Annotated in this window: 32 protein-coding genes; 9 read left to right on the top strand and 23 right to left on the bottom strand. The window is 68.4% G+C overall.

The window, feature by feature from the left end:
• Window positions 1-127 precede the first annotated feature (127 nt).
• On the bottom strand, window positions 128-679 hold the full coding sequence (locus LIX60_RS30840; protein WP_227963037.1) for a hypothetical protein: 552 nt from the start codon (window positions 677-679) through the stop codon (window positions 128-130).
• 255 nt (window positions 680-934) lie between these two features.
• On the opposite strand from LIX60_RS30840, the gene LIX60_RS30835 reads away from it, so the two are divergent.
• Genes LIX60_RS30835 through LIX60_RS32020 form a run of 3 tightly spaced genes read left to right on the top strand, consistent with a single transcriptional unit; the run spans window position 935 to window position 2,351 of the window.
• On the top strand, window positions 935-1,240 hold the full coding sequence (locus LIX60_RS30835) for a transposase (protein ID WP_227963036.1): 306 nt from the start codon (window positions 935-937) through the stop codon (window positions 1,238-1,240).
• Complete coding sequence (locus tag LIX60_RS30830) at window positions 1,237-2,058, top strand: IS3 family transposase (RefSeq protein ID WP_227963035.1); 822 nt, start codon at window positions 1,237-1,239, stop codon at window positions 2,056-2,058. Before LIX60_RS30835 ends, LIX60_RS30830 begins: the two co-directional genes overlap by 4 nt.
• Complete coding sequence (locus LIX60_RS32020) at window positions 1,959-2,351, top strand: hypothetical protein (protein WP_227963034.1); 393 nt, start codon at window positions 1,959-1,961, stop codon at window positions 2,349-2,351. The genes LIX60_RS30830 and LIX60_RS32020 overlap by 100 nt, the downstream gene beginning before the upstream one ends.
• 8 nt (window positions 2,352-2,359) lie before the next feature.
• Here the strand turns inward: LIX60_RS32020 and LIX60_RS30820 are convergent, their stop codons facing one another.
• The 3 genes from LIX60_RS30820 to LIX60_RS30810 form a co-directional block, all read right to left on the bottom strand.
• Window positions 2,360-3,019, bottom strand: a complete 660-nt coding sequence (locus LIX60_RS30820; RefSeq protein WP_227963033.1) for a hypothetical protein — start codon at window positions 3,017-3,019, stop codon at window positions 2,360-2,362.
• A gap of 843 nt (window positions 3,020-3,862) precedes the next feature.
• The gene (locus LIX60_RS30815) at window positions 3,863-4,753 is read right to left on the bottom strand and encodes a hypothetical protein (protein WP_227963032.1); all 891 of its coding nucleotides are present in this window, start codon (window positions 4,751-4,753) and stop codon (window positions 3,863-3,865) included.
• Window positions 4,743-5,465, bottom strand: coding sequence for an HD domain-containing protein (locus LIX60_RS30810; RefSeq protein WP_227963031.1), 723 nt, complete (start codon window positions 5,463-5,465; stop codon window positions 4,743-4,745). The genes LIX60_RS30815 and LIX60_RS30810 overlap by 11 nt, the downstream gene beginning before the upstream one ends.
• Before the next feature lie 309 nt (window positions 5,466-5,774).
• Between LIX60_RS30810 and LIX60_RS30805 the strand changes: the two genes are divergently transcribed.
• The 5 genes from LIX60_RS30805 (at window position 5,775) to LIX60_RS30785 (ending at window position 8,216) form a co-directional block, all read left to right on the top strand.
• Complete coding sequence (locus LIX60_RS30805; protein ID WP_227963131.1) at window positions 5,775-5,951, top strand: hypothetical protein; 177 nt, start codon at window positions 5,775-5,777, stop codon at window positions 5,949-5,951.
• Window positions 5,930-6,442 (top strand): hypothetical protein, encoded by a 513-nt coding sequence (locus LIX60_RS30800; protein WP_227963130.1) that lies wholly within the window; start codon window positions 5,930-5,932, stop codon window positions 6,440-6,442. The genes LIX60_RS30805 and LIX60_RS30800 overlap by 22 nt, the downstream gene beginning before the upstream one ends.
• A gap of 36 nt (window positions 6,443-6,478) precedes the next feature.
• Entirely contained in the window at window positions 6,479-7,330 is an 852-nt protein-coding gene (hisG, locus tag LIX60_RS30795) for an ATP phosphoribosyltransferase (RefSeq protein ID WP_227963030.1), read from the top strand.
• Between the two features lie 243 nt (window positions 7,331-7,573).
• Entirely contained in the window at window positions 7,574-7,858 is a 285-nt protein-coding gene (locus LIX60_RS30790; protein WP_227963029.1) for a hypothetical protein, read from the top strand.
• A 115-nt stretch (window positions 7,859-7,973) separates the two neighbouring features.
• A complete protein-coding gene (locus LIX60_RS30785; protein WP_227963028.1) occupies window positions 7,974-8,216 on the top strand; it encodes a type II toxin-antitoxin system RelE/ParE family toxin in 243 nt (80 codons plus the stop codon).
• Window positions 8,217-8,391: 175 nt separating this feature from the next.
• Here the strand turns inward: LIX60_RS30785 and LIX60_RS30780 are convergent, their stop codons facing one another.
• The 5 genes from LIX60_RS30780 to LIX60_RS30760 form a co-directional block, all read right to left on the bottom strand.
• Window positions 8,392-8,535 (bottom strand): hypothetical protein, encoded by a 144-nt coding sequence (locus LIX60_RS30780; protein ID WP_227963027.1) that lies wholly within the window; start codon window positions 8,533-8,535, stop codon window positions 8,392-8,394.
• A gap of 216 nt (window positions 8,536-8,751) precedes the next feature.
• Window positions 8,752-8,943: a hypothetical protein gene (locus tag LIX60_RS30775; RefSeq protein WP_019712047.1), complete on the bottom strand. Its 192-nt coding sequence runs from the start codon at window positions 8,941-8,943 to the stop codon at window positions 8,752-8,754.
• A gap of 159 nt (window positions 8,944-9,102) precedes the next feature.
• Window positions 9,103-9,708, bottom strand: a complete 606-nt coding sequence (locus LIX60_RS30770; protein ID WP_019712048.1) for a hypothetical protein — start codon at window positions 9,706-9,708, stop codon at window positions 9,103-9,105.
• A 67-nt stretch (window positions 9,709-9,775) separates the two neighbouring features.
• Complete coding sequence (locus LIX60_RS30765; RefSeq protein ID WP_227963026.1) at window positions 9,776-10,045, bottom strand: hypothetical protein; 270 nt, start codon at window positions 10,043-10,045, stop codon at window positions 9,776-9,778.
• Between the two features lie 165 nt (window positions 10,046-10,210).
• The gene (locus LIX60_RS30760; RefSeq protein WP_227963025.1) at window positions 10,211-10,648 is read right to left on the bottom strand and encodes a hypothetical protein; all 438 of its coding nucleotides are present in this window, start codon (window positions 10,646-10,648) and stop codon (window positions 10,211-10,213) included.
• Window positions 10,649-12,410: 1,762 nt separating this feature from the next.
• Here LIX60_RS30760 and LIX60_RS30755 point away from each other — a divergent pair.
• A complete protein-coding gene (locus tag LIX60_RS30755; RefSeq protein WP_227963024.1) occupies window positions 12,411-12,758 on the top strand; it encodes an SH3 domain-containing protein in 348 nt (115 codons plus the stop codon).
• Between the two features lie 112 nt (window positions 12,759-12,870).
• On the opposite strand, the gene LIX60_RS30750 is transcribed toward LIX60_RS30755, so the two are convergent.
• The 14 genes from LIX60_RS30750 to LIX60_RS30685 all read right to left on the bottom strand — a co-directional run bounded on the left by LIX60_RS30750 (window position 12,871) and on the right by LIX60_RS30685 (window position 25,913).
• Window positions 12,871-16,218, bottom strand: coding sequence for a LysM peptidoglycan-binding domain-containing protein (locus tag LIX60_RS30750; protein ID WP_227963023.1), 3,348 nt, complete (start codon window positions 16,216-16,218; stop codon window positions 12,871-12,873).
• The gene (locus LIX60_RS30745) at window positions 16,218-16,652 is read right to left on the bottom strand and encodes a TadE/TadG family type IV pilus assembly protein (protein WP_095758272.1); all 435 of its coding nucleotides are present in this window, start codon (window positions 16,650-16,652) and stop codon (window positions 16,218-16,220) included. The genes LIX60_RS30750 and LIX60_RS30745 overlap by 1 nt, the downstream gene beginning before the upstream one ends.
• An 11-nt stretch (window positions 16,653-16,663) precedes the next feature.
• Window positions 16,664-17,107, bottom strand: coding sequence for a TadE/TadG family type IV pilus assembly protein (locus LIX60_RS30740; RefSeq protein WP_227963022.1), 444 nt, complete (start codon window positions 17,105-17,107; stop codon window positions 16,664-16,666).
• Window positions 17,108-17,109: 2 nt separating this feature from the next.
• Entirely contained in the window at window positions 17,110-17,523 is a 414-nt protein-coding gene (locus LIX60_RS30735; RefSeq protein ID WP_227963021.1) for a TadE family protein, read from the bottom strand.
• The gene (locus LIX60_RS30730) at window positions 17,523-17,747 is read right to left on the bottom strand and encodes a hypothetical protein (RefSeq protein WP_227963020.1); all 225 of its coding nucleotides are present in this window, start codon (window positions 17,745-17,747) and stop codon (window positions 17,523-17,525) included. The genes LIX60_RS30735 and LIX60_RS30730 overlap by 1 nt, the downstream gene beginning before the upstream one ends.
• Window positions 17,748-17,776: 29 nt before the next feature.
• Window positions 17,777-18,667 carry a hypothetical protein gene (locus LIX60_RS30725; RefSeq protein WP_227963019.1) on the bottom strand — a complete coding sequence of 297 codons (891 nt, stop codon included), beginning with the start codon at window positions 18,665-18,667 and terminating at the stop codon, window positions 17,777-17,779.
• On the bottom strand, window positions 18,664-19,578 hold the full coding sequence (locus LIX60_RS30720) for a type II secretion system F family protein (protein ID WP_374118007.1): 915 nt from the start codon (window positions 19,576-19,578) through the stop codon (window positions 18,664-18,666). The genes LIX60_RS30725 and LIX60_RS30720 overlap by 4 nt, the downstream gene beginning before the upstream one ends.
• Window positions 19,575-21,098 (bottom strand): CpaF family protein, encoded by a 1,524-nt coding sequence (locus tag LIX60_RS30715; protein WP_374118006.1) that lies wholly within the window; start codon window positions 21,096-21,098, stop codon window positions 19,575-19,577. The genes LIX60_RS30720 and LIX60_RS30715 overlap by 4 nt, the downstream gene beginning before the upstream one ends.
• Entirely contained in the window at window positions 21,088-21,915 is an 828-nt protein-coding gene (locus LIX60_RS30710) for a hypothetical protein (RefSeq protein WP_227963018.1), read from the bottom strand. Before LIX60_RS30710 ends, LIX60_RS30715 begins: the two co-directional genes overlap by 11 nt.
• Window positions 21,915-22,613 (bottom strand): SAF domain-containing protein, encoded by a 699-nt coding sequence (locus LIX60_RS30705; protein ID WP_227963017.1) that lies wholly within the window; start codon window positions 22,611-22,613, stop codon window positions 21,915-21,917. The genes LIX60_RS30710 and LIX60_RS30705 overlap by 1 nt, the downstream gene beginning before the upstream one ends.
• A 35-nt stretch (window positions 22,614-22,648) precedes the next feature.
• Window positions 22,649-23,443: an ATP/GTP-binding protein gene (locus tag LIX60_RS30700; RefSeq protein ID WP_227963016.1), complete on the bottom strand. Its 795-nt coding sequence runs from the start codon at window positions 23,441-23,443 to the stop codon at window positions 22,649-22,651.
• Window positions 23,444-23,577: 134 nt separating this feature from the next.
• Entirely contained in the window at window positions 23,578-24,171 is a 594-nt protein-coding gene (locus LIX60_RS30695; protein ID WP_227963015.1) for a hypothetical protein, read from the bottom strand.
• A 428-nt stretch (window positions 24,172-24,599) separates the two neighbouring features.
• On the bottom strand, window positions 24,600-25,259 hold the full coding sequence (locus tag LIX60_RS30690; protein ID WP_227963014.1) for a hypothetical protein: 660 nt from the start codon (window positions 25,257-25,259) through the stop codon (window positions 24,600-24,602).
• A 315-nt stretch (window positions 25,260-25,574) separates the two neighbouring features.
• Window positions 25,575-25,913, bottom strand: a complete 339-nt coding sequence (locus LIX60_RS30685) for a hypothetical protein (RefSeq protein WP_227963013.1) — start codon at window positions 25,911-25,913, stop codon at window positions 25,575-25,577.
• Window positions 25,914-26,047 lie beyond the last annotated feature (134 nt).

The following is a 26,047-nucleotide window of genomic DNA, read 5'->3' as shown; positions in this document are numbered from 1 at the left end:
CGTCTTGGAGAGGGCTGGGGTGCGGTACACCGACCGATGCCAACCGGCGGCGGTAGCTTGCTCCGCGCCGGGCTGCGGGGCACGGTCTGTCGCTGACTGATTCCCGGAAATGCTGACGGCCAACGGGTCAGGCAACCGGGACCGGGTGGGTGGTGAGCCACAGCTGTAGCTCGCGATGTCGGAACTGGTAAGCCGGGCCTGAGTAGCGCATCAACCCTATGTCGCAGCTCCAGTCGAGGAAACGCGCTAGCCGGAACGGCACTCGCCTCCGCGCGCACATCAAGAACACCAGGTACCGCCACGCAGCGTCCCCGCCCACTAGGATGCCCGCGAGGCAGGCGGCCAGGCCGACGGCCAGGCCAAACCACAATCCGACCGCCAGCCCGCACACCATCCCGACGGTCAGCCCAGCCACCAGGCCCACCGTCAGGCCAAGTTGTACGTTCTCGCCGATGATCACGCCTGGCTTGGCCGCAGAGCTTTCTGTGGCCAGCGCTCCTGACAGTACGAACAGCACGCATAGCACCCCGGTTGCCAGCCCGCATGCCAGCCCCGTCCCCAACACAGCTGTCTCTCCGGCCGTTCGCCCGAACATCAGCCCGACTGGCAGCCCGGCAATTGTGAAGGCGATAAGCCCGAACCACATGCCGGTCGTCGTCCCGAGCACCAGTCCGAGCACCAAATCACCGGCGCGCGCCCGACGGTGGAGACTGAGACGCCCTGCGATTAGTTCTGGTGTTGCGTGATAGGGCCCGAGTAGGAGAGCCGAGGCTCCAAAGCCGAGGGCGACGTAGGCCTCGGAGGTATCGACCTGGGCGAAGACAACAAAACCCAGGGGGAGGAGAAGGATCAGGGCGGTCAGGAAAGTGAAGCTTCCCCTTGATGTTGGACACCTGGAGACTGGGATGTGAGATCCCGGAGGAAGTAGTGCCAGGTGGGAAACAGCAACAGCCGCAGCAGGCGGTACTCGGAGGAGTTCAAGCGGGACGCGGTCGCGCTGGTCCATTCCTCCGGCAGGAGTGTCGCGGTGGTGGCCCGGGAGCTCGGTGTCAGCGCGGAGGGCCTGCGGAACTGGGTGAAGCAGGACACGGTCGACCGTGGCCAGGGGGCGGCGGGTGAGCTGAGGAGCGCGGAGCGGGAAGAGTTGCGGCGGTGGCGGCGGCAGAACCGTGAGCAGGCCGAGACGATCGAGGTGCTGCGAAAAGCGGCGGTCTTCTTCGCGCAGGAGAGCGATCGATGAACGAGGTGTATGCGTTCATCGAGGCGGAGAAGACCACCCACGGTGTCGCTCTGTTGTGCCGGCTGCTGAAGGTGGCCCGGTCCTCCTTCTACGCCTGGCTGGCCGGCGAGAAGGCCCGCGCCGCCCGCCGGGCCGCCGATGAGGCCCTGGCCCACGAGATCACGGTCCTGCACGTCGCCTCGCGGGCGACCTACGGGGTCCCGCGTATCCACGCCGGGTTGCGCAGGCTCGGCCACCGGATCAACCACAAGCGCATCGAGCGGGTCATGCGTGACTGCGGCATCACCGGCGTCACCCGCCGCAAGCGCAAGAGCCTGACCCGCCCGGCGAAGAAGGCCGTGCCCGCCCTCGACCTGATCGGCCGCGACTTCACCGCGAGCGCGCCGGGGACCAGACTGGTCGGCGACATCACCTACATCCCCACCGGTGAGGGCTGGCTGTATCTGGCGACCTGGCTGGACCTGGCCACCCGCGAGATCGTCGGCTACTCGATGGCCGACCACCACCGCGCCACCCTGGTCGTCGACGCCCTGGCCATGGCGGCCGGCCGCGGCCGGCTCCGGCCCCGCTGCATCGTGCACTCCGACCGCGGAGCGGAATACACCTCCGACGAACTCCGCCGCACCATAGACCGGTTGGGACTGCGGCAGAGCATGGGCCGGTCTCGTCATCTGAAAACGCTCGAGCCCTGCCCCATCGCGACCTTACGCTTGACGGCGTGGATGAGACCATCTCGCACTCGCTCCTCCAGAGCGCATGGAGCGCCCGTCGTCACGCTCGCGTCCGAGGCAACCGGCGCGTTGGAGCTGCGGTGCTAAGCAAAAATGGCGCGATATTCATTGGATGTAACATACAGCAAAAATTTCATACATGTGACCTACACGCCGAAGTCACCGCAATTGCCGCAATGCTTTCTGCTGGCCACATGGCGTTAGACGCCATTGCGATCGTTTCTGACCACGAAGGAATACCGCCATGTGGAGCGTGCCGTGACTGGATCGTAGAATTTGGCGGCGATACATGCTGGGTGATCTGGGAGGGTGAAAACGTCGGAAGTACCCATACATGGCAAGCTTCTGAACTTCTGCCTTTTCACCCGCCGTACAACTAGCATAGAAGTCACTTGCGTGAGGCTGCCTTCACGGCAGCTTCTTCGTGAACTCGTCGCCACAAGCGAATCGAGTTGCGAAAGCGGGGCCTATCGACGGAATTTGGAATCTTGATCGTCATCGCATCGTCCGCGAAGTTTGGATCGGCGTGAAAACGGAAATATCCATCACGACTCGAAGCAAGCCAGTGACGGGCACGGCGATCAATTTCCGCGTCGATATTGTCAGCATATGGAGACTGCACTACAACACTGGATAGGGTTGCGCCGATCCGGGCAAGCATAGCAGTGTCCCCTATTTCGCTATATGACATAACGGAATGCGCGATCGCGGGATCGACTGCGTAAAAAGATCCTGTCCCCCTTTTTGGAAATAGATCATGGCAAAAGCTCTGCTGGACAGCATAGGAATAGAGGAGCTGGAAGGGTGTAGACCAGAAACCAGTTAGAGGAGCTTTCGTCGCGCATGCAGCGCCGGAAGCGGAGGTACGGAAGGCTGCCACGAGGGATTCCAGTGCGTCGCCCGGAATCACGATGTCGTTGTCAACGACGACGAGGATTTCCGAATGCGAGTCCAGAGCGACTTCCGCCCCATAACGGATTGCTGCACGCTTATCCGCGAATGGCATAGCTGAAGTCATCAGCGGAATCTCTGCCTTCAGGTATGTCATTAGAATGGCAAGAGTAGACTTGCAATGCTCACCATTGACATGAAGGTGGATCATGTAGGAACCGCCGCAAACGTCTTTGGCTTGCCTTGCAAGTTCCCGCGCCAATACGCCCGCCCATGACGCCCGACCTAGATCATGCGAATACCATGGTATAAAAATATGGGCTCTCACTCAAACCGCCTATCATCTAGATTGAGTTGGATCAGCGAGATCTGCTCGGACAAGATGTTGTGAACCGCTTTTCGCTCGCTGGCTTCCATTAGCTGCGGTCGCCTAACTGCGAATAGCAACCGATCGGACGCTACCATTGCTTCGTTGTAGACGCTCAGGTCCTGCGTAAAAACCGTTATTGTCGGAAGGGCCAAAGGTCGCACGGTATGAAATTCGTCCACCGGAATTGAGTACAGATGGCCGGCCAGCCGAACCCTGGCTGCAGCGGACCGAAGCGAAATCGAGCCGCATTCCGCGAGTTCCAACTGGCCAGGAGTACCGGGCTTAAACGCGTAACATCGGAGACTGACACCAGAAGCGTGAGGTAGCCACCTAGTTTCTTCGAAAGAGCCAGCGACAATTCTACTCAAAATAGGGTGTCGATGAGAGTGAATGTTACTTACCGACCAGTCGCGCTCCTGATCCCACAAGTGAACACGGATTTGCCGGTTAAAAGAGGATCCTAGCGTAACTTTTACAAATCCATTTTCGTGACGATAAACATGGACCTCGGATAACCGGCGTGCGGCAAATTGCAAGAGCTGCAATATGACTCGATCGTCTCCGAGTAGCGAATCATCTTGAGCAATTTGAGAGGTCAAGGAATCCAGCGTACGCGGCATTTCGGTCCTTTCATCGAACGACATCCTCGACTTTCTTCACGATGTCAGCCTGAGTTGAATTATCCGACAATTCGGGAAAGTCGAGTTGCAATATCGTGAGTATGTCCTGCACACTGTGTGCGTCTATGGCGGCGAGTTGTGGCCCAACAGAGTCAAGATTTATCTCACGCGCGTTCATTGATTTGAACTTCTCAAAATAGGAGCAGGACGTCGCAAAGTACGGGCTGTCTGCTTCAAAACCGAAAGCAGGAGCGGTCTGGTCCTCGTGTGTGACAAATCCGTAACTGTCGCACAGGTCGATTCTGAACGGATTATCTAAGTCGGTCACGAATACTCGGGCTTCAAAGCTTGAAATGGTCGCTTTGGCTTTGGCCAAGGACAGGACGGTTGAGGCAATCTCGATTTTAATGTGCCGCGCCGTGAAAGGAAATGGCTCCCTGCGTCGTCGAGAATTTCGCCTATCGGCGTGTGCCTTGCACGCGTCATCGAGTCTCGGGTCGAGTAGAATTACTATCAATCGAAGCGGCGCGGGGCTTCGCGCAGATCGTAGTATGAAGGCCGGAACGACGTTCTCGCGCACCCAACGACCTATCTGTCCATGGTGATACCAGATAGTAGAGTCGGCGGCCAGACGTGAGAACTGCTTAGCGCTGGCGTCACCGTCAATGACCCGTGTTTCATGTGCTTGCTTTTCCCTCGCCAGGAAGATTCCTAGGAAGATTATACTTAGAGCCCATACAATAATTGCGCCAGCGATGCTTGACGTGAGCTCTCGAAAGACCTGTCTTTTGCCGCCTTCGCCGCCAAGTAGAATGCGAGTTCCGATGGCGATGACGAGAAGCAACGCGCTCGACAAATACAGGAATCGCCTGACGCGTATGCTGGCTAAATCATTGAACATTCCAGAGCCCTTTATGTAGCGTGTACAATTGCTCTGCTAGGCAGGAGAGCTCTTCATCGGCGAGGGCGTCCGATACTCGCTTCCACATTGCGATGTTCTCTCGTGCCCAAACGGTATAGCGCTCTTTCATCTCGCTGAAGTAGAAGTAATATCCCTCCTTAAGTCGGCCTTCCTGCTCGGTGACAATTCGCATCGCCAGGTCGCGCAGTGTGACTTGATTCTCGGCTAGATAGGCCGGGGCTAGAAGTAGTGGCGTGAAGGGTAGCGCCTTAAAGAGAGTGTCTGCATCTGACAGACAGGCGGCCTCAATAGAGATCTTCGGTCCCCTTGTAGTCAGATTGGCTTCATCCACTATTTGGATGACTTTTTTCGCTTGAGAGGGGCTATATCCTGCTATTTTCATTCGCTTCGCAATGAGTCCCGCTCCTACGGTCGGCTCAGAGTTGGGCCGAATGAGGTAGTTCAGATCGTGCACAAGCGCAGCCGACCCGACAATTTCCTCGTCTGCGTCGTGACTCTGCGCCAGTTCCATGGCGTGCTTGGTAACGAAGCGTGCGTGGGGCCAACCGTGGTAAAGCAAGGTCGAGTGATTGGCGTCAAGCAGTTGGCGTATATCATCATGGAGGCGTCTCAGCGAGTCATTGTGCGGACGCCGTTCAATCATTTCTACGCCGCGCAGGTCCGCCGCGTCGGCGTCGCCCGAAATGTGCACGAGCGTGACTATACCGTGCTGAGAGCGTGCAGGACCGTGACGGTGCGAGAAAGGTGCTGTTAGTGCTGCGTCCCCGCGGACTGGCACGCCAGGTGTAAGTCTTGATTGTTTAATCGTCCCTGCAGGTCGGGGCGAGGGTGGCCGCAGACATGGGAACGGCCACCGTGATCATTGTCGTGGGTGAAAACGATCAAGAACCAGGTGTGGGAACCGCCCACCAATACTCCGGTGCGCTTGGCGGGGTGGGCCTGTGCCAAGTTGCCGTCCCTCTCACCTACGCTTCGCCGCGCGGTCGCGCCCTGATCGACCGTGAGCTCTACCCTCTTCCGGCCCGACACACCACTCACCGTCGAGAGGATCGAAACGGAGTACGCCTACCTCCAGCAGGCGTACTCCGCCCTGCCCCGCCTCATCCCCCGCCAGCGCCTGTTCACCGACAACCCGCACGCCCCCTGGCCCACGCAGTGCTGGTCAAGCAGTGGGTAGAGGTCGACACCTCCCGGCCACTGCACCTTCTGCGCGCCAACGACCTCACCCCCGCCACGCTTGCCCAGCTCAACCAGTTCGTCGCGATCACCCGGTCTCTGCTGGACCGGGCGCCGACCGAGGAAACCCTGCTGCCGGACATCATCGACAACCGGTTCCGCAACCTGGCCCTGGACACCGCAGGGCAACTGCGGCTGCTCGACACCAACCAGCTCATCAATACCCATGCGCTGCGGGCCCTGGCCCCCGGCCGGCACCTGGACCTCACCCGCCGCCCCATCCACGCCATGGTGCTGCGACGCCTGATGTTCCTCGACGCCGCCTTCCGCGGCCGTACCTGCGACCAACTCACCACCGACCCCGTCTACGCCCGCTACCTGACCCCAGCCGGCTTCGACACCCTCTTCCAGGCGAGCGCCGAAACAGGCGAACCCTGCGGCGGGACGCACGAGGCGGCCACAACACCACCCCGCCTCTGGCACCATAGGTAACGACCCACTCACCAAAAGCGATCATGAAGGATTCTCATGCTGCGCATCGCTCTGCCCAACAAAGGTTCCCTTTCCGGACCAGCGGGCGCGATGCTCCATGAAGCCGGATACCGCCAGCGAAGTGACACCAAAGAGCTCGTCGTCGTCGACGAGCAGAACGACGTCGAGTTCTTCTACCTGCGCCCCCGCGACATCGCCGTCTACGTCGGCTCCGGCCAGCTCGACATCGGCATCACCGGCCGCGACCTCCTGCTGGACTCCGCCGCGGCGGCTGAAGAAGTCCTGCAACTGGGCTTTGCCCGCTCCACCTTCCACTTCGCCGGCACCCCCGGAACCGCCGAATCGGTGCACGACCTGGCTGGGATGACGATCGCCACCTCCTACCCCGGCGTGGTGGCCAAGCACCTGGCCGACCAAGGCGTCCACGCCGGGAACATCGTCCGTCTCGACGGCGCGGTGGAGACCTCGCTGCGGCTCGGCGTCGCCCAGGTGATCGCCGACGTCGTCGAAACCGGAACGACACTGGCCCACCTGGGCCTGGTGGTCATCGGCGAACCGCTGATGGAATCCGAAGCCATCGTCATCCGCCCTGCCGGAGCGGACACCACCAACGAGGCCGTCCAGAGGTTCCTGCGCCGCCTGCAAAGCGTCCAGGTTGCCCGCTCCTACGTGATGATGGACTACGACATCCGCATGGAAGACGTGGAGGCAGCCGTGGCTCTCACGCCCGGCCTGGAGTCACCGACCGTCTCCCCGCTCCACAAGCAGGGCTGGGCGGCCGTCCGCGCCATGGTCCCGGCCGACCAGGCTCAGCACATCATGGACAAACTGGAGACCGTCGGCGCCCGCGCCATCCTGACCGCCCGCATCCACGCCTGCCGAGTCTGAACCAGACCGGAACCGTTCCCGGCCCCGGAGACCGCACTCCCCCGTGGCGTAACCTCCGGGGCCGAACCCCGCACACAGCCGTGCCCGACGCCGCAGACCCCTCCAACCCCGCACGAGCTGAGGGCTTCCGCACGCCGACCGCACGCGAACCGGCCTGCGATCCCGGGAGTGATATCACTCCCGCTGCGCCGTCGCTAGAGTGGTCTCGGAAGCGAGAAAATGTCACCGGCCCGGGGAGCGGTCATGAGTGAGCCGTGGACCATCGAACGCATCCGCGACGCTCTCGATGATCCAGAACTGACCAAGCGGTTCCTCACGGAAATCAACCGGGCGCCGGCCCACGAACTGCTGCAGACCTTCGCCCGCTGGGAGCGCACAGCGAAGGACATCACCGCCGCCATCGAACGCGGCCGTGAGCTGGCCGCGTTCGATGAGCGGGGCGAGGAACCGCCGGGGGAGTGGTCAGACGCGACCGACCGGGTCCTGGCGGAGGCGGGGCGCATCCGGGCTGCCCGGGGCGCTGCCTGATCGGTCAACCGGATCACACAGGGTCGCCGAACCGCTACGCTGTTCCTCGGGTGCGCGGGGGCCTACAGACGTTGATCCGTAGGGCGCATTGCGTCCAGGTCCGAGGGGGAGGCCCTTGTACCGCCTCAAGTTCGATCCGTCGGCCGAGGTCGTCTTCGACTCGCTACCGCCACACGTCAGCGAAGAGCTCACGCTGGCTCTGGCCGACGCCTGCTACGACCCTCTCGGCGCGACCCGCTCCTACGGGGAAGCCGACGACGTCATGCGGACGGTGGTCACCGAGCACGCCCAAGTCGTCCTCCTCGTCGGCCACACCCTCAAGACGATCACGGTGCTGCAGGTCGGCCATCTCGGATGACAACGCCAGCCCACTGGTTAAGGGCCGCTCCGGGCCGGGGAAATCGGCGCGTCTGCGCGCCGTCGTCTCAGCCCCGCAGGGAGCAGTAGGGGCTCGGCGCCGCCCGTCTGTCCCCGGGCTCAAGGCCGCCCGAGGGGACCACCGGCTTCGCCGGTGGGCGGATCGATCGCTGTGGCTACGACTCGGCGGGGGCCGGCAGGCGGCGGGCGAGCGCTCCGGCGAGTTCGTAGGCCACCTCCGACTCTTCACCACCGCAGGAGCCAAGGAGTTCCAGCAGCTGCACCACCGCCCTGGCCTCCCCCAGCGAGAGCAGAGGCAAGCGCGGCTCCTTTTCCCCAGCCAGAACCCACAGGCCCGCCGCGTCACCCGCTGTGATCATCTCCGCCATGCTGGGCACAACGGCGCCGAGGCCCAATGAGTCACTCCGCGCCCATTGGGCGGACTACTACCCGCGCACCCGGGAAAGGGGTGGAGAGCAGGAGGCCGAGCTATCTCTTCCCTCTCTCGGGCGGGTCCAGCCGAGCCGGAGAAGCCATCACTGCACCTCTTCGTCCGTGAACTCCCTCGGCAGGCTGCCTCCGAAGTCGAAGAGCGCGAGCCACGTGCCGAGGATGTCGACGACGTCCGCGCCGGGCCACCCGTCCTTTCGTTCCTCCAGCTCGGTCAGCTCCTGGCGCAGTGCGATGACGGCTCTTCCTACGGGCGTCTTCGGGTCGGGAATGATCACGATCGTGTCTTTCTCGGTGAGGGCGGGGACGTCCGGTCCGCGGCATGCCCCGCCGGATGTGCGCGCGGGAGTCTGGTCCTGTGATCAGGGCGGCTTCGGCATGAAGGCTCAGAACTCGCTGAGAAGGCGGAGGCTGATGTGCCAGAGACAGGCCAGGGGCTAAAGCTCCAGGTCCAGGAGGGTGCGCAGCAGGGCGGCGTGGTCGGCGGGCAGGACAGCCTCACGCAGGGTGCGCTTGCGCAGGATGGGCACGTCCAGGCTGATGCCAACCGGGAGGTCGGACGCGTTCTGGTGGGGGACGAGCCGGTAGTGCGAGACAGCGATCATCCAAGCCTCGTACCGGTCGGCAGGGCTGCCGCTGCGGGCGGCGTGCCCCGCGTCGGGGGAGCGGGACGGGCAGGGGCAGGACGGGTCGGTGCAGGGCCTCCCTGCGGGGTTGCCGGCCAGGACGGGGCTGTGCCGGTAGTGCGTGGCCGTGCCGTTCAGCATGGGGCAGTGCGCGGCGGTGTAGGGCAGGCACTCCGGATGCAGTGCCGGTTCGGGTGAGGCTCCTTCGGCCACGTCGACCGGGCGAACGATCAGGAAGCACCGTTCGTCCAGCGGTTGGCCACAGATCTGGCACAGGCGCTTCAGGAAGGCCGTTCGGGCACGGTTGGCGTCGAGGCTGCCGAAGACCGCGTGGTCGCCGTGGGTCAGGGACACCCACGGCACCACCAGCCCGCCCGCCAGTGGCTGTCGGGCGCAGCGTTGGGGGATTGCGCGCATTTGGGACGTCCTTCAACTCGTGGAAACGTGAGGGCTACGCGAGGACGGCGGGGTGCCGTTTTCGGCATCAGCTGCTGGCTGGTCCTGAGCGCGCCCGTCCGTCGGTGGAAGGCGGAGTGTGGGAGGAGAAGACGTAGTGGCCCAGGTCGCGCAGTGCGTCGGCGGTTCGGTCCACGGCATCGGGGCCGCTGTCGGTCTGGCGGATGTACGCCTCGATCTCGCGATTCCAGGTGAACCCCTGGTCGGTGAGGGTCTTCTCGGTGTCCTGCGTGAGATCAAGAGAGGACTCGGGAGCGGCGACCAGTCCGTGAGCGAGGTCGGGGACGACCAGGAACATTTGGTCTCCTTTCCGTCGCGTGCTGCCCCAGGGATGGGGCGGCCCGCGGGCAAAGTGACGGCCGGGCACCAGGTGAGGGGGTCGGAGCTGCCGGGACGGCGAAGGGCACGGGTTGGGCGGCCTCCCGGCTCGGAACCGGGTTCAGGACAGACCTGCCGTGCGGTGTCAGCTCCGGGGACGGGTATCGGGGAGTTCACCCACGGCGCACCGGACGCCCAGACGCCATCCCTCGGCCATTTCCGAACGCCATCGCGCGCGGATCACCTCGGGGACGTCTACACCGAGGTGGGTGCGCGGTGCATCGGGGAACTGGTCGACCGGCTCGGGGTCTCGCACAGGCGCGGTGATGACGGCGACTGCCTCGGCGGTGGAGGCGGCCGGACCCCACTCGTAGTCGGGGCATGGGCCGGTCAGCTTCCATACGGACTCTCCGCCCATCTGAAGGGTGTAGCGCAGCTCCCAGGTGAGGCCCTGGTGCGTGACGGTGTGCGTGATTGCGCTTCCGGGCTTTGTGCTGCCGTCGAAGGTGACGCCAGCGGCGGCCAGGGCGGAGCGGAGTTCCTTGGTGAACTCCTCAGGAGTGGCATGGGGCAGGACGGACACGGGGAACCTCCTTCGACGGGTGCGGAGGAGCCGGGGTGTGTGTCCCGGCGGGGCAGCGAGGGATGGAAGAGCGCGCAGAGGCGATCAGCAGGGCAGACGCCACCCGCCCGTCCTTGCCTGGGTCTGCGAGCGGGAGCTGCGATCCAATAATAGTGGAGAATTGCCGTAGGTGAACCCCCATCTGAGCTGGGAATTTGTGCCATCAACGCAGTATCAGGCGGAGACCTCAGGCTCGGCCTGAGCGTTTGATCTGTCCGATACCCGCTGGGCTCAGATCCATCTGGTCTTGGGACTCCACCGCAGGTGACCTTTCGGTCCGCTTGTCCGCCTACCCTCCACTGCGTCCCAGCCCGTCTCACACACAGCAGCCTCCCAGCAGGTCAGCACGTGGGATGTCCCATGAAGCCCTCAACCCGATGCAACTCCTGGCGCCGAACAGTGGACTCTCGCAATCTCAATGGTGTGAGCCGGGAGGCGCCGTTCGCCTCTCGCCGTCTCCACCACTGCAAGGAGGACCTGATGAACTCTCTGCTGTCCCGAACAGCGATCAGCACTGCCATCGGAGCGTGTCTTCTCTTCACCAGCGCCGCCGTCGCGTCTGCGAGCACCGTCGCTCATCAGGCGAGCACTGGGGGTACTGCACCCGCCTGCATCGGCCGCGCCGCGTCTGATCTCGGAGGATTCGTATACGTATCAAACAATTGCGGGAGGACGATGCGAGTCAAGGTCATCATCGATTTCGGACCTGACTCGTCTTGTTGGACACTGGCGCCGGGGCAACAACGCCGCCACAACTATTTCGGGTCCTACGGCAGGACAATCACCTGCTGATGCCTGCCAGTTGGACTCCCCAAGCCTGACGGCGTAGCACCTGGTCGTCCTGGGCGCCGTATGACCACCGTCCGGTAGTCGGCCCGCTCGTCGTGGCCCCGGCTCGGACACCCCACCGGGCCGCAGTTCACCATGCTCCCCCTGGCCCTTCGAGGGGGGCCGGGGGGAGGACAAGCTCGCTGCCGAAGCCCACGCACGGCGCCGGCTGCAGTGGGCCCACCACCTGCTCCACCAAGACGGGACCGCCGGGGCCTTGGTGCGGCCGAATCAAGGCCCCGTGGCGCCACGCAGGTCCGTAGCCAGGTGAAAGCGCCCGCGGCCTGCTGGATGCGTGTCCCACCGGACCGTTGGTGCGATGACGGCCAATTGCCGGACAGCGGGAGATACGGGAACACGGGCGCGGCGGCGTCGGCCTGGCAGACGGGAGCCGATCGGAGCGGCAGCGCGGCGGGGCGCGGTACCGGTGCGGCGGCGGGCGACGCGCTGCAAACGGGCGGCGCGACCGGAGCGGCGGGGCAGTATGGCCATGCACACGTTGATACGGGCGGCAGGCGATCGGCGCGCCCAGTTTTTCCAAGGCTGTAGCAGTGCGTGAGCGAGTGGGATGGGTACTTGCTAGCCCAAGCGGCGGTGCGGCCCCGGCTTCCCCCGCCGCGCGGCAACCCTGCTGTCCGGGCAAACGCGCACATCTCTGCCTCACATACGTGAGCCTTCCGGCGACCCCAGATAACCACTGGAGTTGTCGGCTAGGTTCGGCGGTCAGAGTGCCGAGGTCTGCGGATCGTGACGCCGATGTGATGGTGGTCAGCCTGTCGTGGTCACCGAACCGGTCAGGGCCCGCCGGTGAGCTGATGCCGACCTGCCAGCCCCGCTCCCGGGGCTGGCGTACCGGCAGCCGGGCCACTCGTCCCGGCCTCGACAAGGGGTCTGTATGAAGATCACCGCACTGGCGCGCGTCGGCGCCGCCGCGGCCACCGGCGTAGTGCTGCTCACCGGCGGGGCCGTCGCCCTGGCACCGGCAGCGAACGCCGTCGGTGGGCACTCTCGTTGCACAGCCGACGCCAACTACACCGGCAAGGTCAGAGTCGCCAACGTCAACCTCCGCAAGGGGCCGGGAACCTCGCACAAGTCCTACGGCCAGCTGACCAAGGGCGCCCGGGTTTACGTCGACTGCTACCGGCAGCCGGACATCACCAAGCAGCCCTGGCTCTACGTCAAGGTCAAGTCCGGCGCGCACACGGGGAAGCGCGGCTGGGTCCGCAACGACCTCGTCCGATGACCCGTACCGCAGCACGGCACCGCGGTCCACAACGACCACGCTGCCTGCCGGCCTCCGCCGAGGTGTAGCTGCAGTAGCCGCCCGCCAGGGTGTTCCCTTCACCCCGGCGGGTTCAGCCGTTTCCGGCCTTCCGCGCAGAGCGCGGCTGATCGGCAAGGAGTTCGGCGATCAGTTCCTCGGTCTCCGGCTCCAGGTCGAGGTCGTAGTGCCGCATGACCTGCTGGAGACGGGTGATAGCTGTGTGCAATCCGCTGCGGCTGCCAGCCGCGTGCTCCACGAGCATCCAGCCGCGGTAGAGCACTTCGGCGGTCTCCTCGCACTCGATGCCCACGGCCAGAGCGCGCCGGGCGGCGTCCAGGTCCTGGTCCGGGCCGGGAGAGCGCCGGTAGAGCGCCACGGTGTGCGCGACGTCGACGATCCGCGAAATCATCTCCTGCTGCAGGGGGGCGGCCCAGGCCGGGGGACGGCTGCCGAAAGGCCGGCCCCGCACCAGCGCCAGAGCATTCTCCAGATGGGGGAGCCCGGCCGGGCCGGCTTTCAGGCCCCGGGAGGCGAGCCGGCGGAACGCATCCCAGTCGCACCGCACGGCAGGGTGCAGCCGGTACGGGTCGTTGCCGCTGGAGCGCCGCGGCACGTACGGGAGACCCTGGGGGTCGGTGCCGAGCCGGGACCGCAGCCCGTGCATGCGGGAGGTGAGAGTCGAGGTGGACCAGGGGTTGACCGGGTCCATCGCCTCACACACCGCGCCGGCGTCCCGCCCCGGGCGGAAGTACAGCAGCGCGGCCAGGGCCGCGAGCCGTGGGCCGTGGCCGGTGGTGCCCAATCCGGGGACTTCCAGCGGCCCCAGCACCCGGATCTCCGGGGCGTGCAGATCCACCGGCTCCGCGTTGGGCATGTCCGCACCGGAGCCCTCCCCCGCGGCTGCGGCGGCGTCCTCACGGCCAGGAACGGCTCCCGAAGCGTCGGGCTTTCCCGGCGTATCACCGGGGCCGGCCGCCGACTGGGCCTGGTCATCGCCCGGTGCCGCAGGGGCGGGCAGCAACCGGAGTGCGGAGGGGTCCTGGACGGCGGCCAGCAGCGCGGGCGCGGCATCTCCCTGCAGGCCACCGCCCTCGTCGCTGCCCTCCCGGCCGGGGTCGGGCGCCGGACGGGAGGAGGGAGAGGAGGGCGTCGCCGTCCGGACGGGCTCGCTGGGGACATGCTGCCAGTCGCCGGTGGCCGGCCGGGCCGGTTCCTCGGCGACCGCGAGGGTGGCGACCAACTGCCGGTAGACGTCGGCCTCCACCCGCTGTAACTGCACCCGGGCCCCGAGGACCTGAACATGCTGCGCCTCCCGGGCATCCGCGTGGAGGACCTCCGCGGCGGGCAGCAGTGGCGCCGTCTCGCGGGCGGGCAGGACCACCGCGACCGGCAGCGAGCGGGCGGCCTCCAGCGCTTCCGCCAACTGCCAGGCCTCGTCAGCCTCGGCGCGGGTGGCGCAGATCAGCATCCACGGCAGCACGCCGCCGGGATCCTGCTCCTGGTGAGCCTCCAACATCCGCTCACCCAGATCCCGTACGGCGGCGCCGAGGGAGGGCACATGCCGGACCCGGGCGGCGGGCAGCAGCCGGGGCAGCTCGGCCCCGCAGCCGGTGACGAGGATCTCCGCCTGGTCCGCCCACGGGCTCATGCCCGCCTCCAGCACCACCGCCGTGCACACCTCCTGGACCGCCTCCTCGGGCCCCTCCAGGAGAACGGCGCCGGCCTGGGGCAGATTCACCAGGTACAGGCTGCCGTCCTCGCCGCTGCCCACGGTCACCAGACCCGGGTACGGCGCCGCGACGTCGCGGGCCTCCTCCGCCGGCAGCAGCCGCTCGCGGTCGGTGAGGGTCCACCAACCGTCCTCGCCCGGCCCGAACGGGGGCAGCGGAGCAGCGGTCAGGTCCTCGGGGAGGATCTCCACCGTCGCCGCGGTGACCCGGGCCCCGCGCAGCCCGGGCAGGTCCTCTGCGCCGTCGGCAACGACGTGGTGGGCCAGCGTCCGCAGGGCCCGGTCCAGGAACTCGGTGGTGGCCTGGTCGGCGCTGGTGGTCAGCGCCTGCTCCAGGCGGCTGGTCTCGGCCGGCATGGCGATCGTCTCGCCCGGCTTGCGGCGGCGCTGCTGCAGGATCCGTTTCAGGGCGATCCCGGCGACCAGGACCGAGGCCAGGAGTGCCCCGATGCCGCCCAGGACCCGGCCGCTGATCCCGTCCTCGTCGGCCCTGTCGTCCGGCCGGTCCGCTTCCGGTGCGCCCGGGGACTCCTGCGGGTCCGGCGGAGCGGGGCGGCGGCTTTCCTGGCCGCCGCCGGCCTCGGGGCCGGCCCCGTCGCGCGGCTGCCCCGGCCCCTGCGGTGTGGTCTCGGCGCCGGCCTCTGCCCCGCCGCCGTCCTTGCTTCCGTCCTCACCGGTGCCTTCCGCCGAGGGAGAGGCCTCGGCGGGCGGGCCGGAGGGGACGTCCTGTGGCGGGGAGCCGTCGTCGCGGCGTGGTGGCCGGTCACCGTGGCCCGGGCCGCCGGGTTCCGCCGATGCGGGGAGGTCGAGCTCCTGGCCGGGATAGATGCGGTCCGGGTCGGTGAACACCTTGCCGCCGGGCTGCGGTTCACCTCGGTTCTCCTCGAAGATCCGCGGCCACCGGCTGGCATCGCCCAGCTCGCGCTCGGCGATCCCGGAGAGACTGTCGCCCGGCCGCACCGTCACACTCTCCGCCGTGTGGCCGCCCTGCGGGGCCGGCCCGCTGTCGGGCAGGTGCAGGACCCAGCCGGGCTGGAGGAACTCATCCGCGCTGAAGAGCGCGCCGTCGGGCATGGTGCGCCCCGCGTTGGCGTCCGCGATCTCCATCCACCGCTCACCGTCGCCCAGCTCCCGCTCGGCGATCGACCACAACGACTCCGCCGGGCGCATCTCCCGCACGGTGTAGAGACGCTGCTGAGGTTCCGCCTCCCGCACCACCCTGTTCTGCCGATCCTGCTGGTCTTCTGGCTGGGGAGGGTCGGCGGCGGGGGAGTGCGGCTCGGCGGCCGCAGCTGCGGCCGCGGGGGCTGGTGTGGCCAGCGCGGTGCCGGCCGGCAGCAGCATCAGGATGCCGCCCACCAGGGTGGCGGCCGCACGGCGGTTGAGAGCCCAGCCCCGCCCCGGGGCCCGGGTGCGGCCCCGGAGCTGGGCGGGGATCTCGGCGGCGACACAGAAGGCGAAGTGGGCCCAGCTTCCCCAGGCGACGGCCAGCAGCACCAGCAGGAACAGCCCACCGGTGTCCTGCTGGTCCAGCAGATGCACCAACTGGCCCTCGCTGCTGCGCCACAGCACCGGTGTTGCCCATGCCAGGAGTGTCGGCAGACCGCCGACCGCGGCCAGGAGCAGCAGCAGGCTGCCCAGGCCGCGTAGGACAGCGGGCAGTGATCGCGGCCCGCGCGGGCGCGCCGGAGAGCGTGGGTGAGGTGTCATCAGGGGCCTTCCTGGGGAACGGCCACCCCGTGCAGGAGCGATGCCTGGCCGTGGCCGGAGACCGGCAGGGAGCCGATCCCCACCACGGTCAGGAACCGGGTGGCGTAGCTGGTGCGGGTGGTCACCGTCAGGTTCTTGCCGTTGCCGGAGACGGTGACACGGCCGGACACGCCGGCCCGGCGCAGATAGTTCTGGGCGGCGGCCCGGGCGGCGGCCGGGTCGGCGACGATCGCGTCGCCGGGGATGGCTTGCCCGGGGTCGATGGCCTGACCGCCGGCGCGGGCGGCTTCGGTGGCGACGGCATCGGCCCGTTCCATGGCGCGGAGTTTCCCGCCGCCGTCGACGACCAGGCCGATGATGGCCAAGAGGGCCACGACGCAGATGGCCACGAAAATCGCGACGCCTCCCTCATCGGACCGTGCGGCGCGGGTCATGTGGCGCATGGTCAGTTCTCCCGCTGCCGGTACTGGTCCACCACGCTGGTGAAGGAGGACTCCAGCGTCCGGGAGCCGGGCACCCCCGGCAGCAGCAGGTCGGACAGCCCCACGGTGCACCGGACGGTGACCGTGACCGTGCCGACCGTGCCGACGGGCACGGTCAGCCCGCTGGTGTCCACCCGGATACCGATGTCCGCGCAGTCCACCCCCTGGCCGGCCAGGGACTCCTCCGCGGCCGCGCGGGCGGCGCTCTGCGCGGCGCCGGCGCTGCGGGAGAGGGAAGCCTCCCGCGCCGCGTCCTCGGCCGCCGCGTCGGCTTTCGTCCCCGCCATGACGATGCGCCCGGCCGCCACGGCCGAACACAGGAACATGATCAGCAGGGGGGTGACGATCGCGGCCTGGATGGCCTCACTGCCCCGGTCCTCTCGCAAGCGGCGCCTGATGTGCCTCACGGTCAGCTCCCCGGGGTGGTCCAGCGCTCCACCGGGCCGGACGCGGACTGGGTGATGGTCAGGTCGGCAATGCCCGGCAGCATGGAGGGGGCCCGCCCGGAGACCTGGATCCGGATGCGCTGCCCGTCGCTGCCGGCCGTGGACACCGCCGCGCCCCGGAGGCTGTCTCCGGCGATGCGGTTCAGCACCGACCGGGCCCGGGCCGCCCCGTCACCGGGCCCGGCCCCGTAGGTGCGGGCCGCGGCCAGCCCTTCCCGGGCGGCGGTCAGGGCGATCTCCCGGGCGAAGTACCACTGGGAGGCCTGCACCACGGCGACCGTGACGATGATGACGAACGGGAACACGATCGCCATCTGCACGCTCGCATCGCCCCGGTCACCCCGGCACCTGCGCCGCAAACGGCTCCAAGGTCCCATCAGATGCCGGACAGCTGGCCGTTGTACCGGGCGACGACCGCCGCGATGGTGCCGGCGATGGCCAGAGCACCGGCCGTGGCCGCGACCCAGATGATCACCGTGGTGATGCTGATGTCACCGCGATCCGACTGGGCGCTGGCCACCTCCAGCCGCGTACGCAGCCGGGCCGGCACCGACACCAGCAGCGCGGCCAGGGCGTGGAGAAAAGCGGTGAGGCGGTTCATGACGGTATTCCCTCCCGTAGGGGTGGTGGTCAGGTGGTGAGGATGCGGATCACAGCCGGGAAAGCGATCAGCAGCATGACCAGCACCGCCAGCAGCGCACCGGGGGCGGTCATCTTCTCGCTGTCCGCGTTGGCCTCCGCGGCCTGAGCGGCCAGCAGCTCGGTGCGCAGCGTCCTGGAGCGGGCCTGCAGGGTGCTGTAGACGGCGGCGCCGTCCTGCGCGGACTCCCGCATGATCTCCGCGACGTCCTCCAGCACCGGCAGATCGAGCTCGCGCGTGAGGTCGTCCAGCGCCTGCCACGGTGGGGTCTTGTCCACCCGGGCCTGCAGCAGGGCCTGCTGCAGGCGCAGGAACGCCCATCCGCGGCCCACGGCGGCTGCCCGTTCCAGCGCTTCGGTCGGCCCGGAGTTCCCGGCCCGCTTCAGCGCGACCAGATCCAGATAGGCGGCGATGGCGTGCGCGAACTCCTCCCGCGCCCGCCGTGCCTGGTCCCTCACCGCCAGATTCGGGGTGACCCACAGCAAGGCGGCCACCCCCAGCGAGGCCGCGGCCGGGATGTAGAACGGTACCCCGATCCCCAGCAGTGTCCACGGGATGAACACCACGGCCGGCGCCAGCAGCCCCAGTCCCGCCAGCGCGGTCTTGATCAGCAGAAACCTCTCCGGGCTCTGCCCCAGCAGCGCCAGGTCCTTCCGCGGGATCCGCACGCCGGGCACGTCGCCGAGGTGCTGCAGCAGCCACTGGCCCCACACCTGGTCTCTGTCCCGCGGCTCCGGCCGCGCCGCTCTCTGGTCCGAGCCCGCCGGGGTCCGGCGCAGTGCCGCGGCCAACGCGGGCTGGGGGCGCAGCAACTCCCGGGCCAGCACGGCGATCCCGGCGCCCACGGCAGCGCCGGCCACCACCAGCGGTGTGCTGCTCATCGCGCCTCCACCGTTTCCGGCGGCGCGGGGACCCGGACCCGGCTGCGCGGATCGTCTACGAGGAAGCGGGGGATCGGCCGGTAGTCGGCCAGGCTCCGCATCCATGCCAGGACCCCGACGAAGCCGGCGCACAGCAGTGCCAGCACGAGCTGGCCCAGCAGTGTGCCGTAGGGGGCGGTGTAGCCGGGGACGAGGAACCCGGCCGCCACCACCCCGATGGTGATGATCGTCATCCACCGCACCGTCGTCCGCGGCTTGGCCCGGTCGGCCTCGATGTGCCGCCGCTTGGCCACCTCCTCCCGCACCGACTCCGCGAGGTCTTCCAGGACCTGGGCCAGGCCCGGGCCGCGGTCGGACGCGGAGAGGATCAGCGCCGCGACGACCTTGTCCGCGGTCACGTCACCGAGCTGGTTGCCGAGTTCCCGCAGGGCATCGTCCGGTCGCCAGCCGACCTGGAGTCGGTCGGCCAGGTCCCCGATCGGCTCCTCCAGCTCGGCCGGGGCGCCCTTCCGGCTGTTGATCATTGCCTGTTCCAGGCCCATGCCCAGCCGCAGGAAGCCCGCCAGACGCTGGGTCCATTCCGCCAGCGCCTCCAGTTGCCCGATCCGCGCCGACGCCGACTTCGTCGGTGACAGCAGCCAGGGCACCCCGACCACGGCGAGCCCGGCCAGGACGGCACCCACGAACACTCCGGTCACCAGCCACACCACGGCCGCCGCCACACCCCCGGCCAGCAGCCGCCCCTGCCGCCGGGCCCGCCGGGCGGAGCTGCCGCTCCGCCCGGCCCGGGCCCGCCAGCGGGACAGCATCCCCGGGCGCAGAGGGGCACTGGTTCCGCGCAGGCCGAGCACCAGGCCGAGGAGACCGCCGGAGACCGCCATGCCGCACACGGCGGCCAGCAACCACGTCACAAGGACCCCACCTTCAGCGCCAACGTCTGATCCCACGCCCCGTACGGCTGATCCAGCAGGTGCGGGGAGAACCCGGCACGACGCAGGTCCTCACTACACGCCGGGTGCATCCGCGGCACCGCGCGCGGCTCACCCTGCTCCGGGGCGGGAGCGAAGATCTCGTTGGTGGCGGGCCGGCCGTTCTCCCCCATCCCGGTCACCTCCAGTACGTGGGAGACGAACCGGTGCCGCTGCCCGCCGGTCTTCGTCTCGTCGATCAGGGAGACGTAGACGATGAAGTCCAGACCGTTCGCGATCTGCCGGTAGGCCAACTGCTCGGAGAGGTTGCCGTCGGCCAGCGCGTACAGCTCGGCGATCCGGTCGAACACCACCTGAGGGCGGCGGGCGTGCAGGGTGCACAGATTGCCGCCCTTGCCGCTGGTCAGCGCCTGCATCATCGCCACGACCTCCGGGCCGCGCACCTCGCCGACGACCACCCGGGACAGCGACATCCGCAGCGCCGGGTGCAGCAGGTCCAGCAGCGTGATCTCACCGACCCCCCGGCCGTCCGGCCCGCGCTCGCCGTTGGACTCCCGCCCCTCCAAGGCGATGACCTGCCGGTGGTAGCCGTTGGTGTGTGCGAACAGCTCGAACTCGGTCTCCACCGTGGCGAACCGCTCGTCGGGGTCGAACTCCTTCAGCAGGGCCCGCAGCAGCGACGTCTTGCCCGCCGCCTGCTCCCCGGCGATCATCACGTTCTTCTCCGCACGGATACACGCCCGCAGGAACTGGGCCAGCGTCGTGTCCAGCGTGCCGAGTTTCACCAGCCCGTCCAGGTCGACGTCCCACACCCGGTGCCGGCGGATCGTCACATACGTCTTCGGGCTCACCCCCGTGAAGGCCTGCAGCCGCGACCCGTCGGGAAGCCGCAGCGCCAGCATGGGCCGCGCGGTGGACAGGGACCGCTCGCTCTGCCCGGAATTCCGCGCCAGATCCTCCAGCAGCGCCAGGAGCTCCTCCTCGGAATCGGCGACCGGCTCAGCCCGCTCCCGCCGCCCGCCGCCGAAGTCCAGCCACACTTCCTCGTGCCCGTTGATGAAGATGTTCTCCACCCGCGGGTTGTCCAGGTGCGGCTGAAGCCGGCCGGCGCGGAACAGCAGATCGAACACCGTGCGGGCCAGCGCCGCGTCCTCGGCCGCAGATGGGCTCACCCCCCGCTCGGCGGCGACCGCGTCCGACCACACGGCGACGGCATCGTTGATCCACCTGCGGGCCTGCTGCTCCTGGCTGGCAGGGCTCATCGCCGGGTTGGCCTTGCGGGCCTGTGCCAGCTGCTTGCCCACCTGGGTTTTGATGTGGCGGGCCACCTGGTGGTCCACCGTCACCTGCGGCACCGCGGCACCGAGGACGCCCAGCCCGGCCGCGCCGGCCTGACCGTTCCCGTTTCCCGTCACCGCCGTGCCGGGGTCGTGCTGCCGGGGAGAGAGACTGCCGACGGCGCCCGGGACCACGGGGTTGGGGTGCAAGGGCCTACCGCGCACCGGTCACCTCCCCGCGGCCGCGCCGCGGATGATCCAGCCGCGCCCGGCGCAGCGCGGCGCGCTGCAGCAGCGGGCCGACGGCACCCCTGGCCGACCGCATCAGATCCGACTGCGTGAACCGCCGGGGCTGAGCGGCCCCGTCGGAGAGCACCCGGGCCAGCTCCGGCCGGTGCGGCAGCCGGGCGACCACCGGAGCCTTCAACACCTTCTCCACCTCCGAGGCACGGTAGGGGCCTTCCTCGATGAGCAGCAGCCCCACGCCGCCGACCTGCTGTTCCAGCGCCGCCACGCGGGCCTGCGCCGACTGCAGGCCGCGCAGCGTGGAACGGGCGACCACGGCTACGGCGTCCGCGCGCTGGGCCAGCACCGCGGAAGCACCGAACGCGCCCCGCCGCCCCAAGTCGATGACCACGTCGTGCGGGTAGTCCGGGTGCCGCTCTATGCCGGTGAACAGGTCCGCGAGCGCCTCCCAGGCCGGAGCCATCCCGGCGGCCTGGGCCGGGTCGGTGAATCCGGGCAGCACCAGCCGGTCCCGGGGCGGGTCCTGCACGCCTTCCCCGTCGGTCATGTCGATCAGCTGCCGCCAGAACGCCTCCGTCAGCTCCCCCTTGCGGGCCGCCAGGGAAAGGTTCTTCATCCCGTAGGTGTCGCCGAGGGCGCCGTGCAGGATGCCGTGCAAGACCGCACCGCCGTCCGGGTCACATTCGGCCATCACCACACGCCGGCCCGGCTGCAGAGGCCAGGTCATCAGCAGCGCCAGGGCGGTCGTGGTCACCCCTGGAGCGCCCGTGCAGCCCGCCAGAGCGATCACCGGCATCAGGAGCCGTCCCGGGAGTCGACGATCAGCCGCACGTTGCCACTCGAAGCCCAGGCAGCCAGCGCCGGAGCATCGGTGGCGGGCGCCGCCACGTCCACCACGACCGTGCCGGTGCCGGGGGACGGCTCGCCGACCTTCACGACCTTCGCGACGATGGTCGACGGCTGGGCGGCCGATTCCTCCGGTTCCTGATCGGGGCCGGGCACCTGCACGATCTGCACCGGCTGCCCGGGCGCGAGATCCGTGGCCGGCACCTGCTCGGGCTTGAGGCCGATCGGGACCAGGGCCTCCCCCTCCGCGACCAGCGACACATCAGTGACCTCGGCCGGCGACAACAGCGATCCGGGGGTGAGCTCCACCGCCGCCCGCTTGCCGATCACGCTCTCCGCGGAGGTGACCGCCTTGACCGCGGGATCCAAGGCGATCGCCGCCCGCCCCAGGTCCCGCTCGGTGATCTGCTGACCGACCGGCACCGGGCGTACCACGGTGACGACCTGTGTGCGCTGCCCGCTCTCCAGCCACAGCACCGCGCCAGCGGCGCCGCCCGCGGCGATCAGCGCCAGCGACAAGGCGATCATCCCGGGCCTGCGGCGGCGGCTGGAGACCTGCGGCGGCGCCACGGGGCCGCCGGCGGTGAACTGCGGGGGTACCGTCTCCCCTGGTCCGGGGTTCGCCGTCCGCTGCTCGGTCTTGCTCAACTTCTCGTCCTTCCCTGTGCCCCCAGCCGCCGGCGTCAGCCGAGCACCTGCACTTCGCCGACGGCGATCTCCACCTGCGACTCCCGGGTCTCGGTCAACTGCCCGCTCTGCCCGCCTCCTTGCCAGTCGATCCCCCACGTGGAAGTGGCCGTCACGGTGAACTTGTCTCCCGGCCGGGAAGCGGAGGTGGTGGTGTAGAGGTGACCGCAGTCGGGGGACTCGCGCTTGCCGTACGCGGGCTTGTAGGGGGTGCCCGGCTTGGTGCAGGTCACCGTGGTGCCGTCCCCCATGGACCACCGGATCGTGGAGACCTTCGCCGTGGCGGTCACCGTCACCGCTCCGGCGCTGGCGCTGGCCGACACCGGCCCGAAGGTGTTCGGTGACCGGTTGATGTGCATCCAGACCGGCATGCCGACGGCGAACTTCCCCGACGCCTTCGGACTGGCGATGTCCGGCCCGAGCAGCGTCATCTTCTTCACCGCTTCCAGGGCCAGCACCTCGGGGTCAACGGGCTGGGCCGCGCCCCCTGGTGGGGTGGCGAACCACTGGGTGAGGAAGCCGGCATCGTGGTTTGGGCAGTACGCGTCATAGATCGCGCCGTCCCCGGGGGAGCGCCCTTCCCACGCCGGGTCACCGGCCGGGGGCTGAGGGTCGGCCAGCTGGTAGTAGCAGGAGGTCTTGCTGTCCCAGGAGCCGAACCCGTCCAGGTGGCAGGGCACCTCCTGGCCCGCGCCCCCGGTGGAGTCGTCACGGCAGGTCGGTTTGCCGCCGCTGTGGCCGCTCTGCCGGCTCCCGCCGCGGTCACCGCCCTTCTGCCCTGGCGTGGTCACCGTGTCCTCTGCGATGATCCGGCACGGGGAACCGTCCGGCGGGCAGTACACCCTGCCCCCGTCGGCCTGCGCGGACCCGGACAGCACACTCACGGTGACCGCGCCGGCCAGCGGCAAGGCCACGGCCGCGCGCCTCAGCACGGCCGGTCCCGGTCCGCCAGTGCCTCGGTGACCACCCAGCGTTCTCCGATGGTCCGCAGTGAGGCGTTGACGATGTACCGCTTGGGCTGGTCCGGTGCTTCCACGCTCTTGCCCGTGGACTTGTTGACCGGTGTCAGCGACGCGTTGTCGAAGCAGACGACCAGCTGTGCCCGGTGCGGCTTCTGCTTCAGGTCGACGGTGGTCCGCTCCGCCTCGACCTTGGGCTTCCCCGTGGTGACGATGTCGTTCTGCAGATTGACGAACACCTCTTCCTTGACGCCCGCGAGGGCCTTCTCAGAGGCGTAGGTGCCGATGTCGCTGCCCTTCAGCGTTCCTTTGCTCGTCGCCTCCACCTTGGCGGTGACCATGCCCTGGTAGGCGTCGAACACCGCGGCCTCCGCCTCGACGCCGGCGGCGTCGGGCGAGGGCGAGCTCTTGGTCGGTGAGGACGTGTTGCCGTTGTCGTCCGGCGTGTCCTTCTCCCCGCATGCGCTGGCCAGGAAGACCGCGGTCACGAGGGCCGCGGCCGTTGCGGTCCGGCGTGCCTGGTGGTGGTTCCTTCGTGCTGCTGGTGCTGTCCTTGCCACGGAGTCCCCCTACCGGGTTGCGGGCGGTGCCGGACAGCGGGCCGTCGCGCAGAGGCCGTGGGTCCGGCTCGCGAGCACCTACTGGATCCGGTCAAGACCCATGGTGCGTTTGTGTAGTCACTACGTTACGCATATGCCACTTGGTTTCCTACACCAGCCCCGGGCGCATCATGAGACAACACCCTGCTTACGCACAGGAGTTGTTGAAGAACTGTTGCAATGGCTGTGCCATACCGCCACGGGGCTGCCCCGGAAGAACACATGCACGATGGCCGGCCCCCGGCGGCGTGCGCCGCCGGGGAGGAGGGGGTGACAACCCCTCCATACCGGCCATCGGGCGGCCACCTGGCCCGCCTGGGAACCAACGATCCCTGGCCAGGCGCCGCAGCTCACGGTAACCGACCCTCGGCGGCGGGCCGGCGCGGTGCTCAGGAACGTCTTCGGGCCGCCGCCTGCTCGAGGAGACGGCGCCGTGTCCACTTTCGCCGCGGCGGGCCGCCGCGGGGATTGGGCTCGGTCGCGTCCGGCTCGCACAGCAAGGGCAGCCGGCCCTGCGCCAGCGAGCTGGAGAAGGAGTTGACGCTCGTGAACCCGAGGAGCGCAGCGGCCTGGGAGGCGCCCAGCAGCTCCCCGGGGTCGCCTTCGCTCGGCACCTGGGGGAGCGCGGATGTCCCCCGGCCGCTGCCCTTGCGCCGGCCTTTGCCCGGGCGGGTGAGCACCCAGATCAGCAGCGTGACCCGGAGCCAGCCCAGCCGCCTCCGCGGGTTCTCCGGAGTTCCGAGGACCTCGACGCTGTCGGGCTCAGGAAAGTAACCCGGGTGGTCGCGCAAGTAGGTGGTCACCTGGTTGGCGTTCTTGTATCCCAGGCACCGCGCCGCCTTGCTCGCGTTCAGCAGTTCGCCGGGAGGGCCGGCGACGAGGTCGGCGACGACGTCCTTCTGCCGCGAGACGTTGCTGCGGACCAGCGCCTCCGGTGTGCCGTCGTCGAGCCGTGACCGCAGGGCGTCGGGCCAGGCAGGATCAGGGGCGAGCTTCTCGATGACCCGCATGACCTCAGCGGGTACCGGGTCCCTGGGCTCCGACGGCATGGCGTCCCTCAATCATCCACCGCGGGTGCCCCTCGGCACCCCGCCCGCACATAATGGTGGATGATTGGGGTGGGTGTCCACCGCCTGACGCGTTTTCCCGACTGCCGCAGGGATTCCTCGGCCGGACACCCGCAGCCCAACCGCCCTTCCGTTACGGTTTGTGCGTAGGCCTTGGGGCCCTGTCACTGCTCCGCACACAGCCCTTGGCAGTGCTTGTTGAAGTCCCAAGCCTTACCGGCTTGGGACTTCAACTCCTGCTGGAAGTGATCCGGCGGTCGTACCGGCGGCACCAGGCCGGGGCGGGCCGACCGATGGTCACTCCGGGATCAGACACACCCCGCGCCGGGCGGCATGGGCCGCGAGGGCGCCGTAGGCGAGGGCTGCGGGGGTGTTCTCCCACTCCCGCAGTACCAGGGGCGCGAGCAGCATCGGCCGGCCGGCGCCCGCCGGAGGCAGACCGAGGCGGCGCAGTTCCTCGGCAAGTTGGACATCCGTCAGTTCCCCATAGCGTGTGTGGACGGTGGCCCGGGTCTCTTCCAGGCCTTGGGAGTAGTACTCGTGCCCTTGGTGCAGGATCTCCCGCAGTTCGACGGCGTCATCAGTGGCTTCGGCCAGGGCGAGGAGGTCCAGGAGGTGCTCGGTGGTGTAGTTCATCGGAGTCAACTTCCTCTGAATCTGTCGAGTGAATCTGTCGAGGGAGCAGGCGGCGCAGTCAGGGGCAGTGGCCTCACGGCGGGCGAGCAAGACCTGCTTGCGCGGCGGCTTTTGCAGGGCCGTGCGCACCTGCT

Source organism: Streptomyces sp. S07_1.15 (assembly GCF_020739505.1).
GTDB lineage: Bacteria > Actinomycetota > Actinomycetes > Streptomycetales > Streptomycetaceae > Streptomyces > Streptomyces xinghaiensis.
This window is presented reverse-complemented; position numbering and strand designations above follow the sequence as displayed.

What these genes read in the sequence shown, in the direction of transcription:
- LIX60_RS30830 (WP_227963035.1), top strand. Translation starts at nt 1,237, where the DNA reads ATGAACGAGGTGTATGCGTTCATCGAGGCGGAGAAGACCACCCACGGT.
- LIX60_RS30820 (WP_227963033.1), bottom strand. Translation starts at nt 3,019, where the DNA reads ATGACATACCTGAAGGCAGAGATTCCGCTGATGACTTCAGCTATGCCA.
- LIX60_RS30815 (WP_227963032.1), bottom strand. Translation starts at nt 4,753, where the DNA reads ATGTTCAATGATTTAGCCAGCATACGCGTCAGGCGATTCCTGTATTTG.
- hisG (WP_227963030.1), top strand. Translation starts at nt 6,479, where the DNA reads ATGCTGCGCATCGCTCTGCCCAACAAAGGTTCCCTTTCCGGACCAGCG.
- LIX60_RS30790 (WP_227963029.1), top strand. Translation starts at nt 7,574, where the DNA reads ATGAGTGAGCCGTGGACCATCGAACGCATCCGCGACGCTCTCGATGAT.
- LIX60_RS30770 (WP_019712048.1), bottom strand. Translation starts at nt 9,708, where the DNA reads ATGCGCGCAATCCCCCAACGCTGCGCCCGACAGCCACTGGCGGGCGGG.
- LIX60_RS30765 (WP_227963026.1), bottom strand. Translation starts at nt 10,045, where the DNA reads ATGTTCCTGGTCGTCCCCGACCTCGCTCACGGACTGGTCGCCGCTCCC.
- LIX60_RS30755 (WP_227963024.1), top strand. Translation starts at nt 12,411, where the DNA reads ATGAAGATCACCGCACTGGCGCGCGTCGGCGCCGCCGCGGCCACCGGC.
- LIX60_RS30750 (WP_227963023.1), bottom strand. Translation starts at nt 16,218, where the DNA reads ATGACACCTCACCCACGCTCTCCGGCGCGCCCGCGCGGGCCGCGATCA.
- LIX60_RS30745 (WP_095758272.1), bottom strand. Translation starts at nt 16,652, where the DNA reads ATGACCCGCGCCGCACGGTCCGATGAGGGAGGCGTCGCGATTTTCGTG.
- LIX60_RS30735 (WP_227963021.1), bottom strand. Translation starts at nt 17,523, where the DNA reads ATGGGACCTTGGAGCCGTTTGCGGCGCAGGTGCCGGGGTGACCGGGGC.
- LIX60_RS30730 (WP_227963020.1), bottom strand. Translation starts at nt 17,747, where the DNA reads ATGAACCGCCTCACCGCTTTTCTCCACGCCCTGGCCGCGCTGCTGGTG.
- LIX60_RS30725 (WP_227963019.1), bottom strand. Translation starts at nt 18,667, where the DNA reads ATGAGCAGCACACCGCTGGTGGTGGCCGGCGCTGCCGTGGGCGCCGGG.
- LIX60_RS30710 (WP_227963018.1), bottom strand. Translation starts at nt 21,915, where the DNA reads ATGCCGGTGATCGCTCTGGCGGGCTGCACGGGCGCTCCAGGGGTGACC.
- LIX60_RS30690 (WP_227963014.1), bottom strand. Translation starts at nt 25,259, where the DNA reads ATGCCGTCGGAGCCCAGGGACCCGGTACCCGCTGAGGTCATGCGGGTC.
- LIX60_RS30685 (WP_227963013.1), bottom strand. Translation starts at nt 25,913, where the DNA reads ATGAACTACACCACCGAGCACCTCCTGGACCTCCTCGCCCTGGCCGAA.